This window comes from Rhodopila globiformis (genome assembly GCF_002937115.1).
GTDB classification, from domain to species: Bacteria; Pseudomonadota; Alphaproteobacteria; order Acetobacterales; family Acetobacteraceae; genus Rhodopila; species Rhodopila globiformis.
Window position 1 is genome coordinate 22,478 of sequence record NZ_NHRY01000056.1, and the last position, 11,667, is coordinate 34,144.

An 11,667-nucleotide genomic window follows, 5' to 3' on the forward strand; every position below is an offset into this window, starting at 1 on the left:
GTGCTGTCGCTTGCCGTAACCCTGCTGACGATCGCGGTGGTGCTGGGGACCGGCCTGGCCTTGTGGCACCTGCGCGCGACCGACGATGCAGGACGGCCGCCGATGGCGGTAGGCGTGGTCCATGGCTGCCTCGGCGCCGCCGGGCTGGCGGTGCTTCTGGTGGTGCTGCAAGGACCGCCGCGTGGAGTCAGTGCCGGCGCCGGGGCATTTGGCCCAACCGCGGCGATCATGTTCAGTGCGGCACTGGCATTCGGGCTGGTGATGTGGTCGCGCCGGCGCAACACGCCGGTGGTGCTGATGGCGATCCATTCCGGGATCGCCATCACAGCCTATGTGCTGTTCGTCGCCTGGAGCTCGTTGAGCTAGCCCACCGCGACCGAATAGATGTCCTTCACCCCGGACGGCAGGGGCAGCGCCTCCCACGTTGCGCCGCCGTCCTCGGTGCCGAAAATCTCGCCATCGTAGCGCGCGCCGAGGAAAACCTGGTTCGGATCGGCCGGATGCAGTGCCACCGACATGATGGTGCCGTGAACCTGCACCTTATCGAAGCGCTTCCATGTCGCGCCCTTGTCGGTGCTGCGATACACCCCGCCATCCTTGCTGGCCGCCGCCACGCTCAACGCGGTATAGAGGATGTTGCCGTCCTGCGGCGATACCTTGATGTCGCGGCCATAGGTGGTGGGCGAGAAGCGGCCGATTTCCATGTCCTTCCAGGTTCTTCCGGCATCGGCGGTTTCGAACAATCCCATTCGAACCGCAACGATTACCTTGTCCGGGTCGGCCGGGCTGATGGCGATGGCGTGGCCGTCCAGCATGCCCTCGTTGAACGTATCGCTGACGATCTTGCTTTTCAGGTGCGGCAACTGCGCCAGGCGGATCAGGTCCGCGCTGCAGTCCGTCCAGCTTTCGCCGCCGTCGGTCGTGCGCATCACGCCGTTGACTTCCAGCGCGGCGTAGATCGTTGCAGGTTGCGTGGGGTGCTGCGCCATCCGCATCACCCGGCAGTCGAACGGCATCACCGCCCGGTCCGGCATCTCCGGATTCGGCAGCGAGCGCCATGTTTCTCCGCCATTCTCGCTGCGATAGACGCTGATTGGCGAGCCGCCGGCGTAGATCAGATTACGGTCGTGCGCATCGACCAGGAAAGACCAGATCTGGATGCCCTTGTCGGGGAAGTTGGTGCGCCGGAACGTCCTGCCGCGGTCGGTGCTGCGATAGACGCCATCGGCCGTGCCGGCGAACACAACGCTCGGATCTGCTGGATGAACGTGAACGGCATAGGCCTCGTGCTCCGGCAGCACGTGCGCCCATTGCCCGATGTCGGCCTGCCGGCTGAACACCCCGACCGCGCCCTTCTGGTCCGCCCGGCCAACAAAGCCTGCGACCGCGGCATAGACATTGGATTTGCCCGCCATTTGCCTGCCCCCTTTGGTTCGTCTCCGCCGCGGACGCTACGCCGGTTTTGCCGACGCCGCCAACTGGGCTAGCCTTTGGGGCAGGGAAATCGGGAGAACGTTCATGCCAACCGTCTCGGCGGACAGACTGATCGAGATCGCCAAGGCCCTGCTGATCGCGGCAGGCGCGTCGGAGGAGGAAGCGGCGGTGGTTGCCCGCTACAACATTGGCGCGAACCTGGTGGGGCACGATTCCCACGGCATCATCCTGATCCCGACCTACATCGACCGCATCAAGGCCGGCCACATCGTTCCCAAGGCGCCATGGGTCATTACGCAGGAAACGCCGACGACCACGGTTGTTGATGGTAACTGGGGTTTTGGCTATGCGGTCACGGACCGGGCGATGCGCCATACGATCGAAAAGGCGAAGACGCAGAATGTTGCCGCCGCAACGGTGTTCCGCCAGAGCCATATCGGCCGCTTGGCCAGCTATCCGCTGATCGCGGCCGGGGAGGGCATGATCGCAATGATCACGGCGGATTCCGGCCGCAGCCCCAAGCATGTGGCGCCATTCGGCGGGGCGAAGGCGCGACTTGGAACGAATCCAATCTGTTTCGCCGTGCCGTCCAACCTGGACGGGCCGCTGGTGTTCGACATGGCGACATCCGCCGCCGCCGCCGGCAAGATCAACGTGGCCACTGCCCGCGGCGACCAGGTGCCGAGCGGTTGGCTGATCGATGCGGAGGGGAAACCGTCCAACGACCCACGCGTGCTGAAAGCCGGTGGCGCGCTGCTGCCGCTGGGCGGCACCGAGGGCTACAAAGGCACCGGCCTGGCCGCGATCGTCGAGATCCTGTCAGGCCTTCTGACAGGGCTCGGTTTCGGCGTCGAGCCGACTGGGCGCCACAACGACGGCTGCTTCATCGCCGTGTTCAATGTTGCCGCGTTCCGGTCGCTGGAGACGTTCAGGCAGGAAGTAACCGAGTTCGCGCAGTATCTGAAGGCGACGCCGCCGGCGCAAGGTTTTGCCGAGGTCTATTACCCGGGGGAAATTGAATTCCGGAAGGAGCAGGAGCGGCGGAAGAACGGGGTGCCGATCGAGGACGCGACCTGGAACAAGATCCGGGTTCTGGCGCAGGGCTATGGTCTTGCCGACAAGCTGGGGGTGTGAAGGGCGCTTGGTATTCGGTAATCGGCTTGACGATCGAAAGATGCGCGCGGACGGGCCGCTTTGCAGACCATGCCCCATCTGGTACGACAACGTGGCTGCCGATGGAGTGCCGCGTCCATGAGCTACGAACCCAAGCGTGCCGATTTCTCCGTGCCCGTCCGCATCAACCTCTATTCCGACACGCAGACCCGCCCTTCGCCCGCCATGAAAGAGGCGATGATGGCAGCCGAAGTGGGTGACGAGCAGGGAGGTTCCGATCCGACGGTGTGGGAACTGTGCGACCGGACAGCGGCGCTGCTGGGCAAGGAAGCGGCGATGTTCATGCCATCCGGGACCATGTGCAATCAGGTCGCTTTGGCAACGCACTGCCGTCCGGGGGACGAAATCCTGGCGCATGAGGATGCGCATATCCAGTCCAGCGAGGCCGGCGGCCCAGGAGCCATCAGCGGCGTGATGATCCGTGGATTGCCTGGTGCCAGGGGGATTTTCTCGGCGGACACTCTGCGCGACGCGATCCGTCCGGTGTCTCGTTACGCGCCGGCGCAACGACTTGTCGAAGTCGAACAGACGGCGAACAAGGGCGGCGGCGCCTGCTGGCCGATCGGCGACCTGAAGGCTGTGGCCGATGTTGCGCATCAGCACGGCATGAAGGTCCACATGGACGGCGCCCGGGTGCTGAACGCGGCGGTGGCGCTGGGTGTCGCCGCGGCGGATGTGGTGGCGGATTGCGATACGGTCTGGCTGGATTTCACCAAGGGCCTGGGCGCGCCGTTGGGAGCGGTGCTGGCCGGGCCAGGGGATTTCATCGGCGAGGCCTGGCGCTGGAAGCAACGGCTGGGCGGATCGATGCGCCAGGGCGGCATGAACGCCGCCGCCTGTATCTACGCGCTGCAACACAACGTCGCGCGCCTGGCGGAGGATCACGCTAACGCCGCCGGCCTGGCCCACGGCATGGCGCAAATCCCGGGGATCGTGGTGGAGATGCCGGAAACCAATATGGTCTTTTTTGATACCAAAGGCGCCGGCCTGACGGCGGCGGAACTGGCGGCCCGACTGCGTCCGCTCGGGGTCACGATTTCCGTTTCGGGGTCTTATCGAGGCCGCGCCTGCACGCACCTGGACGTCACGGCCGCGCAGATCGAGGAAGCCGTGGCGATCATGCGAAGCGTCATCGCGGCCTGACGAAGCGCCTGATCTGGTGGCGCTCGCTGTCGCCGACGAGGATGGGACCGTCAGGCGCTACTGCCAGCCCGTGCGGCCGGACGGGACTGCAGGCGACCGTCGTGACGATCCAGATGCGCGCGTCGATCCGCCGGGTGACATTGTTCTCCGTGCCCACGACAAGAATATTGCCGGCCGGATCAACGGCTATCTCCTTCGCGCGTCGAATACCGCCTGCTGCGCCGGTGCCGGCGACGACATTCATCGTCCAATCAGATGCGGATTGCGGCTTGTTCATGCTGATTCCCTGATCGTTCCGGCCAGCAAGGTTGTCGTCCCCGCGATGTCAAGCGTAGGATCGCTGAAATCGACGACAGTCGGAGGAAGCCAGGATGGATGTGAACACCGCCCAGGAGCGCAGCAGCGTAGTGCGAGGTCTCTATGACAAGCTGGAGGACCGCGTCCTGATGCGCGACCAGAAAGGCGCAAGCGATGTCTATTATGAACTCGTTCGCGCCAACCGACCGCTGAACGAGATCGTCGCCGAAGGTGTTCGGATCCATGCGCCATATACGCATGTTCCGTATCACGAACGGATGGACGACGGGTATCCGAACTTTGTCAACAATGACCACTGCCTGCTCAGCGCCCGCGCGACCATCAACCTGAAACGCATGCTGCCGCCGCATCTCGCGATGCTGCCGATGGCGCAGACCATCTGGTACATCCCGACCGGCCTGGACATCTGGAACCAGAAGATCAACAAGGCGCCTGGCCATTACACCCGCCTGCGCGGCGACAGCACCACGGTGCAGTCGCCGCCGGCCCCGGTCGCGTGCTGGCCGGATCAGGAGCCACTGCCGCAGGCCGGTCCGCTGAAGGAACGACTGAACAACTGGATGACCCAGGTGCACCGCGGCAACGTCATCGACGCCTACCGCCTGTTCCTGGGCCTGATGCAGGATCCGACAGAACGCCGGGATGTCCTCGCCGAAATGTGTTTCGCCGGCCTGATCGACGTCCAGGATCGCCTGTTGCACAATCGTTCCTATACCACCGGGCACAAAGCCTATCGCGCCCGCTCGACCGTAGAGCTTGGCAATGCCCTTGGCTGGGACAACGCCCACAACGTGATCTACGCCGGTGCGCTGGACATCGCCGTTGGGCCACGCTGGTATTCGACTTACGAGGTCGCCTGTAACTACATCAAGATGATGATCGAAGGAGAGGCGCTGCACGCCGTCCCGTACGGCGGCGTCAGCGAGGCCGAACTTGCCGTACTGCGCAACAGGGAACCGGTGAACCAGCAGGAAGCCGTCGAGCTCACGACCGCCATCATGCGCCAGGGCGAGATCGAAACGCTTGAGACACTGACGAAATTGCTGAAATCCGGCAAAGACCCGCGCCGCATCCTGGACGTGATCCAGCTGATCGTGGCGCAGATCATCCTGGAAACCCGGGATCAGGCCGCGTTCAACATGCCGCACCATTGCTACGAGTATCAGAACACGCTGGCCTGGTTCTACGACACCTTCGACCATCCGCGCCGGTTGCGGTTGCTTTACGTGGCTGCAATGTTCGCCAACCGCGTCGCCTACCACCAACAGGGCCTGGGCGAGGTGCACTCTGCGCCAACTCAGGTGCCGTCCGGCGCGCGGGCTCTTGATGCCGCACAACTTCTCGACCGCGTGGATGCCGCGATCTGTACCCTGAATGGCGAGGAAGCCGTGGGCTGGACACAGGCATATTGCGACAACGTATCAGACCGCGCGCCGCTGGTGCAGCGTATCGCGCTGGCGGCCTGCAAGCTGGGCAACGATCCGCACAACCAGGAAATTGCCCAGTGCATGCTGATGGATTTCGGTACGAATCGGCAGCCGGATCGTGACAGGCTGCTGCTGGCTGCATCCTACCACACCGCGATGCATCGCAAATACGGCGACCCGATGGAAGCGGGCCGCCGGTTCGGCCATGCCATGGGCCTCTCGGAACTGCATTGACCGTGCCGCCGTGCCCGGCCGGCCACTTGACCGGCGCACGGCAAGCGGTATCCATGTGCAAACGCCAGAAAGCAGGAGACTGGATATGCGCGCATGGGCCGTGGTCGAGAACGGGCAGCCATTGAAGGAAATCGAACTGCCGACGCCGGAGCCGAAAGGCACGGAAGTATTGCTAGAGGTCACGCACTGCGGCGTCTGCCATTCCGACCTGCACATCTGGGAAGGCTATTACGATATCGGCGGCGGCCAGAAGATGTCGCTGAAGGATCGCGGCGTGACCCTGCCGCTGGCGATGGGGCATGAAATCATCGGCCGCGTCGTCAAGCTCGGGCCCGAGGCAACCGGCGTGAAAGTTGGCGACGTTCGCATCGTGTTCCCATGGCTGGGCTGCGGCAAGTGTGAAAAGTGCCTGGCGGAAGAAGACAACATGTGCAGCGTCGCGGCGCGCAGCCTGGGCGTTTACCAGAACGGCGGCTACGGCACGCATGTGGTTGCGCCGCACCCGCGGCACCTGGTCGATCTGGGGAATCTCGATCCGGCGGTGGCGGCAACCTATGCCTGTTCGGGAATAACGGTTTATTCCGCCATCAAGAAGGCGATGCCGCTGAAGCCCGACCAGCCGATCGTGCTGGTGGGCGCGGGCGGCCTGGGCCTGAACGCCGTCGCCATACTCAAGGCGATGAAGCACGAGAACATCATTTCCGTCGATGTCAGCGCGGAAAAGCGCGATGCGGCCTTGAAGGCCGGGGCGCACAAGGCGGTGGACGGCAGCGGCGACGGCGCCGCGGTGACCAAGCGCATCATGGAGGCCGCGGGCGGCCCGGTGCCGGCGGTGATCGACCTGGTGAACGGCACCGCAACGGCTCGTTTCGCCTTCGGCGCGCTCGCCAAAGGCGGCAAGCTGATCCAGGTCGGTCTTTTCGGTGGCGAGCTGATGCTGCCGCTGCCGATCATGGCGATCCGGGCGTTGACTGTGCAGGGAAGCTATGTCGGGAACCCGAAGGACCTGCGGGAACTGGTGAAGCTGGCCCAGGATGGCCAACTGTCGGCGCTGCCGGTGGCGACCGTTCCGCAAAGCCAGGCCTACGAGGCACTGATGCGCCTGAAGGACGGCAAGGTCACCGGGCGCCTCGTGTTAAAGGCCGAGGCGGCATAATGGCCGCCGCCGGTTTTCGCCGCTCGGTCGTGCTGAAGCGCCGTCCGGGCGGGGAGCCTTCGCGGGGGGATTTCGACATCCGCGAGGATCCGGTTCCCCATCCGGAGGCCGGGGATGTCGTTACTCGCACGATCTGGCTGTCGATCGATCCGTATATGCGCGGGCGGCTGCGCGAGGAGCAGACCTATGCCACCGCCGTCCAGATCGGTGACGTCATGACCGGGGAAACCGTCGGCGAGGTCGTCGAATCGGGCGATCCGGCATTCCAGCCGGGCGACCTGGTCGTCGGCGCGCGCGGCTGGCAGACCCATTCGGTCACGCCGGGCAAGCAACTGGTGAAGATCAGGAAGGGCGCCGCGCCGCTGTCCGCGTATCTTGGGATCCTTGGGATGCCGGGCGCGACAGCGTATGCCGGCGTCACGGAAATCTGCAAGCCGAAGCCTGGCGAAACGTTCGTCGTGTCGGCGGCCTCGGGCGCCGTCGGTTCAGTGGCGGGGCAGCTTGCCAAGCGGGCGGGGGCGCGCGTGATCGGCATCGCGGGCGGACCGGACAAGTGCTTCTGGGTGCAGGACAGCCTGGGCTTCGACGACTGCGTCGATCATCGCTCGATCGATCTGCGGGGAGAACTGCATGCCGCCTGCCCGAATGGGATCGATGCCTATTTCGAGAACGTCGGCGGCGCGGTGCAGGCCGCTGTGTTCGAGCAGTTGAACCCGTTCGCCCGCGTCGCGATGTGCGGCATGGTTTCTCAGTATAACGAAAAGACCCCGCCGCCCGGGCCCAACCTGGGGTTTGTCGTCGGCAAGCGCGTCCTGATCCAGGGCTTCATCGTGTCCGACCGGCCCGAGCGGCTGACCGAATGGCGGACAATGGCGGAGCCGCTGGTCGCCGAGGGCAACCTTGTCTACCGCGAGGACGTCATCGAGGGGCTGGAAAACGCGCCCGACGCGCTGGCGGGAATTCTGACCGGGCGGAATTTCGGCAAGTTGCTGGTGAAGGTTTCTCCCGAGCCGTCGTAACCACGCGGAGTGCTGGCATGAAGTTCGGCGCGTCGATGTTCTTCACCGACTATTCGATCCAGCCCGCGGACCTGGGGCGGGCGATGGAGGAACGCGGATTCGATACGCTGTGGGGGCCGGAACACTCCCACATACCGCTCAGCCGCAAGACGCCGTTCATCCTGGGTGGCGAACTGCCAAAGCGTTACTATGACGTGATGGACCCGTTCGTCACCCTGACAGCGGTTGCCGCCGCAACGAAGACCCTGAATATCGGCACCGGCGTTTGCCTGGTCGCGCAGCGCGATCCGATCCAGACAGCGAAGCTGGTGGCTTCGATCGACCAAATCTCCGGCGGCCGGTTCCTGTTTGGAATCGGCAACGGCTGGAACCAGGACGAAACGGAGAATCACGGCACTGTCTTCACCACGCGCCACAAGCTGGCGCGGGAACGCGTGGAGGCGATGAAGGCGATCTGGACCCGGGACACCGCCGAATATCACGGGGAATTCGTCGATTTCGGCCCCATGGCGGCCCGGCCGAAGCCGTTACAAAAGCCGCATCCGCCGATACTGATCGGCGGCGCGTTCCCTTACTCGGCTCGCCGGGCAATCCGTTACGGTAACGGCTGGATGCCGCAGGTGACAAGCGCCAGCAAGGCGCCGCTGACCGAGGCCATCCCGCAGTTCCGCCGGATGGCGGCCGAGGCGGGACGCGATCCCGCCAGCCTGCGCATCATGATCGGTGGCCAACCGCCGGATGTGACGCTGATCGAACGGTACAAGGCGCTGGGCGTGGAAATGGTCTATCCCAGCCTGCCGTCGGAACAACGGGACGTCATCCTGCCGATACTGGACCAGTGGGCGGGCATCATGCGGCGGGTGAACGGATAGCTGCGCTCCGGCCAGAATGACAGATATATGACACTTCCAAGAAATGTCGCATCCCGCCGGCGCACGACGGCCGGGTTCAGCGCCGGTTGGTCTGAAACGCCAACGCCCCTGGCGGATCGCTCCACCAGGGCCGTCGTTTACACCAGGCGAAACCCGGCCCGCGGGCCGGCGATGTCCCGCGTTACCGAACCGACGTGATCGCGTTGCGGTTCTGCGCCCAGGCCTGCTCATCCGAGCCCTGCGCCGTTGGGCGGTCCTTGCCGTAGCTGATCGTCGTCATGCGCGCCCCGGCCACGCCCTTCGCCCGCAGGTAGTTGGCCGCCGCGTGCGCGCGACGGTCACCCAGCGCCAGGTTGTACTCCTCGGTGCCGCGCTCATCGCAGTTGCCGGCAATCTGGACGTTCACGTTGCCGTACTTGGCCAGCCAGGCGGCCTGCTTGTCCAGCGTCGCCTTGGCATCGGGGCGCAGCGTGGAGCGGTTGAAATCGTAGAACACGCGGTCGCCGACATTCGCGACCAGGTCTTCCTGGCTGCCCGGAACAATGCCGGCAGCGGATGCCGTCGGCGTCGCTTCGGGGGCGGCAGGAGGCTTGCTGCTGCAGGCCGCCATCAGGGCGACCGCCGCGAAAGCGCCAAGGGTCTTAACGTTCATCAGTTCTTCGTCCCTGAATGGGGTGCAATCCGTGTGCGCAAACAAAATCGCGCAGAGGAACCGGTAAACCGTTCCGTCCTCGTGAGCGATTAATCCCGCCGGCGCGGCAGGGTCAAGTTCCTGCTCGCCGGTTCGTGATACATAACCTACCTGTTGCCTTGCTATCACACAATCTTAATAGTAATTAATGCAGTTTTGTTGCAATCAACCTAGCCCCCCAACGGCGACCACGCCGGGTCCGAGGCATCCGTTGGCGTCGGCGCCACCCGTTCATTGAATCCGGTGATGTCCACCGACACCAGCCGCGAGGAGAAACCGGCGCCGCGCGAGCCGCTTCCCCGCGTCTCGCGCCAGAACATCAGCACCCGCCCGTTCGGCGCGAAGGTCGGCCCCTCGACCATCCAGCCCTCGGACAGGATGCGCTCCCCCGAGCCGTCCGGGTGCATCACGCCGATGGCGAAGTTGGCGGTGTCGCCGGCGTAGCGGGTGAACGCAATCAGGTCACCGCGCGGTGACCAGACCGGCGTGCCATAGCGGCCGTTGCCATAGCTGATCCGCCGTGCCCCGCCGCCGCCCGCGCCCATGACATAGATCTGCTGGTCGCCGCCGCGGTCCGAGGCGAACACGATCTGCGAGCCATCCGGGCTGTAGCACGGGCTGACGTCAATCGAGCCCGAATTGGTCAGCCGCCGCGACGCGCGGCTGTGCAGGTCCACCGAGACGATGTCCGACCCCTCGCCGTTCGACACCGCCATCAGCAGGCTGTTGCCGTCCGGCGCAAAGCGTGGCGCGAAGGTCATGCCAGGGAATTCGCCAAGCTGCGTCTGCCGCCCCGTCTGCAGGTCGAACAGGTACACCCGCGGCCGGTTGTTGGCATAGCTCATGAACGCGATCAGGTCGCGGGTCGGGTGGAACCGCGGCGTCAGCACCAGCCACCGCCCGTCGGTCAGCATCCGGTTGTTCTCGCTGTCCTGGTCCATGATCGCCAGCCGCTTGGTGCGGCGGTCGCGTGGCCCGGTGGCGGAGACATAGACGATACGGGTGTCGAAATAGCCCTTCTCGCCCAGCAGCCGCTCATAGATCACGTCGGCCATGATGTGGGCGATGCGCCGCCAGTTGCCCACCGTGGTGGTATAGGCGGTGCCCTGGATCTGCGTCCCGGGCAGGATGTCCCACAGCCGGAACTCCACCCGCAACTGGCCGCCGCCCAGCATCTGCACGCTGCCGGTCACCAGCGCCTGCGCCCCGGTCGGCCGCCAGTTCTGCAGGTTCGGCGTGCCGCCGGACGCGCCGGACTGGATGAACGCGGCGTGGTCGATCATGCGGAACAGCCCGCTGCGGGCCAGGTCGTTGCTGATCACCCCGGCGATGTCGCGGCCCATCTGCTCCGACGCGCCATCGGCCCCGCCCAGATCAGGCACCGCGATCGGTATCGGCGCGGTGCGGGCGCGGTTGACGTCGATCACCGCCGACGGGGCGTCCGACCCGCCGGCCTGTTGCGCCAGGACCGGAATGGGAGCGGCAGCCAGCAGGCCGGCGGCGCCGGCGATCAGGCCACGGCGGCTAAAGGAGGGAGTCGAAATAGGGTTCATATCGTTGCCTTCCACCTCAATCTGTCCTCGCGCATCGGCTGTCACCGCGCCGTGCCGGGGATGTCAAATGCGCTGGTGCATCGTGCTCATGGGCTGAACCGGAACGTCAGCTTGCCGACCTTGCCCATGTCCTTGCCCGGCAGGGGCAGGTTGGCGCAGCGCGAGTCCAGCACCGCGCGCCGCGCCCGTTCGGCGAAGGCGCGGAAACGGGGGTCGCCCATCCGCCCGATATCCGCGCCGGCGACCTCGGCCATGCGGGCCATGCCGGTGGCGTCGACCGTCACGGTCAGCAGCACGTGCTGCTTGTCGATATCCAGCGCGCCGGCGTCCTTGGTCCAGCATTCCCGCACATGGTCACCGATGGCGCCACGCTCCGAGGCGCTGAGCGACGCGGTCATGTCGCCGTTCGGGCTGCCGCCGCTGTTGGGCCGGCCGCCGGCGCGCGGGTTCGCCCGAGCCCGCGGCGGCGCAGACTGGGCCAGTTGCTGGCGCAGCTTCTCCAGCGTGTTGTCCAGCGCGGTGCTGTCCGGCGCCGGGTTCTTGGTCGGGTTCGGCTGCGACGTCCTGCTGGGCGGCGACGGCGGAGCGGGCGCCGGTGGCGGCGGCAGCGGCAGCGGCGGTTCCGGCTTCGCCTGCGGGGTCGGCGA

The 11,667-nt window shown here is 65.6% G+C and carries 11 protein-coding genes and 1 pseudogene; 7 read left to right on the forward strand and 5 right to left on the reverse strand.

Features of this window, described 5'->3' with window-relative positions; translation table 11 throughout:
* The gene (locus CCS01_RS04975; RefSeq protein ID WP_104517726.1) at nt 1-366 is read left to right on the forward strand and encodes a hypothetical protein; all 366 of its coding nucleotides are present in this window, start codon (nt 1-3) and stop codon (nt 364-366) included.
* On the opposite strand, the gene CCS01_RS04980 is transcribed toward CCS01_RS04975, so the two are convergent.
* Complete coding sequence (locus tag CCS01_RS04980) at nt 363-1,415, reverse strand: WD40/YVTN/BNR-like repeat-containing protein (RefSeq protein WP_104517727.1); 1,053 nt, start codon at nt 1,413-1,415, stop codon at nt 363-365. The two genes, CCS01_RS04975 and CCS01_RS04980, sit on opposite strands and share 4 nt — an antisense overlap.
* 103 nt (nt 1,416-1,518) lie before the next feature.
* Here CCS01_RS04980 and CCS01_RS04985 point away from each other — a divergent pair, with 103 nt between their 5' ends.
* Nucleotides 1,519-2,568: an Ldh family oxidoreductase gene (locus tag CCS01_RS04985; RefSeq protein ID WP_104517728.1), complete on the forward strand. Its 1,050-nt coding sequence runs from the start codon at nt 1,519-1,521 to the stop codon at nt 2,566-2,568.
* Between the two features lie 117 nt (nt 2,569-2,685).
* Entirely contained in the window at nt 2,686-3,750 is a 1,065-nt protein-coding gene (locus tag CCS01_RS04990; RefSeq protein ID WP_104517729.1) for a threonine aldolase family protein, read from the forward strand.
* Here the strand turns inward: CCS01_RS04990 and CCS01_RS04995 are convergent.
* Nucleotides 3,737-4,027, reverse strand: a complete 291-nt coding sequence (locus CCS01_RS04995) for an NHL repeat-containing protein (RefSeq protein WP_104517730.1) — start codon at nt 4,025-4,027, stop codon at nt 3,737-3,739. The genes CCS01_RS04990 and CCS01_RS04995 overlap by 14 nt on opposite strands.
* 94 nt (nt 4,028-4,121) lie before the next feature.
* Between CCS01_RS04995 and CCS01_RS05000 the strand changes: the two genes are divergently transcribed.
* The 4 genes from CCS01_RS05000 to CCS01_RS05015 all read left to right on the forward strand — a co-directional run bounded on the left by CCS01_RS05000 (nt 4,122) and on the right by CCS01_RS05015 (nt 8,776).
* Nucleotides 4,122-5,729: a hypothetical protein gene (locus CCS01_RS05000; RefSeq protein ID WP_104517731.1), complete on the forward strand. Its 1,608-nt coding sequence runs from the start codon at nt 4,122-4,124 to the stop codon at nt 5,727-5,729.
* Between the two features lie 85 nt (nt 5,730-5,814).
* Nucleotides 5,815-6,885: an alcohol dehydrogenase gene (locus tag CCS01_RS05005; RefSeq protein WP_104517732.1), complete on the forward strand. Its 1,071-nt coding sequence runs from the start codon at nt 5,815-5,817 to the stop codon at nt 6,883-6,885.
* Entirely contained in the window at nt 6,885-7,904 is a 1,020-nt protein-coding gene (locus tag CCS01_RS05010) for an NADP-dependent oxidoreductase (protein WP_104517733.1), read from the forward strand. Before CCS01_RS05005 ends, CCS01_RS05010 begins: the two co-directional genes overlap by 1 nt.
* 17 nt (nt 7,905-7,921) lie before the next feature.
* Nucleotides 7,922-8,776 (forward strand): LLM class F420-dependent oxidoreductase, encoded by an 855-nt coding sequence (locus tag CCS01_RS05015; RefSeq protein WP_104517734.1) that lies wholly within the window; start codon nt 7,922-7,924, stop codon nt 8,774-8,776.
* Nucleotides 8,777-8,957: 181 nt separating this feature from the next.
* On the opposite strand, the gene pal is transcribed toward CCS01_RS05015, so the two are convergent.
* The 3 genes and pseudogenes from pal to CCS01_RS35670 all read right to left on the reverse strand — a co-directional run.
* A complete protein-coding gene (pal, locus tag CCS01_RS05020) occupies nt 8,958-9,428 on the reverse strand; it encodes a peptidoglycan-associated lipoprotein Pal (protein WP_104517735.1) in 471 nt (156 codons plus the stop codon).
* Nucleotides 9,429-9,637: 209 nt separating this feature from the next.
* A complete protein-coding gene (gene tolB, locus CCS01_RS05025; protein WP_104517736.1) occupies nt 9,638-11,020 on the reverse strand; it encodes a Tol-Pal system beta propeller repeat protein TolB in 1,383 nt (460 codons plus the stop codon).
* An 86-nt stretch (nt 11,021-11,106) separates the two neighbouring features.
* Nucleotides 11,107-11,667: pseudogene (locus tag CCS01_RS35670) on the reverse strand (hypothetical protein); the annotation flags it as partial.

Coding starts and splice junctions, on each gene's coding strand:
- CCS01_RS04980 (WP_104517727.1), bottom strand. CDS start 1,415: ATGGCGGGCAAATCCAATGTCTATGCCGCGGTCGCAGGCTTTGTTGGC.
- CCS01_RS04985 (WP_104517728.1), top strand. CDS start 1,519: ATGCCAACCGTCTCGGCGGACAGACTGATCGAGATCGCCAAGGCCCTG.
- CCS01_RS04990 (WP_104517729.1), top strand. CDS start 2,686: ATGAGCTACGAACCCAAGCGTGCCGATTTCTCCGTGCCCGTCCGCATC.
- CCS01_RS04995 (WP_104517730.1), bottom strand. CDS start 4,027: ATGAACAAGCCGCAATCCGCATCTGATTGGACGATGAATGTCGTCGCC.
- CCS01_RS05000 (WP_104517731.1), top strand. CDS start 4,122: ATGGATGTGAACACCGCCCAGGAGCGCAGCAGCGTAGTGCGAGGTCTC.
- CCS01_RS05005 (WP_104517732.1), top strand. CDS start 5,815: ATGCGCGCATGGGCCGTGGTCGAGAACGGGCAGCCATTGAAGGAAATC.
- CCS01_RS05010 (WP_104517733.1), top strand. CDS start 6,885: ATGGCCGCCGCCGGTTTTCGCCGCTCGGTCGTGCTGAAGCGCCGTCCG.
- CCS01_RS05015 (WP_104517734.1), top strand. CDS start 7,922: ATGAAGTTCGGCGCGTCGATGTTCTTCACCGACTATTCGATCCAGCCC.
- pal (WP_104517735.1), bottom strand. CDS start 9,428: ATGAACGTTAAGACCCTTGGCGCTTTCGCGGCGGTCGCCCTGATGGCG.
- tolB (WP_104517736.1), bottom strand. CDS start 11,020: ATGAACCCTATTTCGACTCCCTCCTTTAGCCGCCGTGGCCTGATCGCC.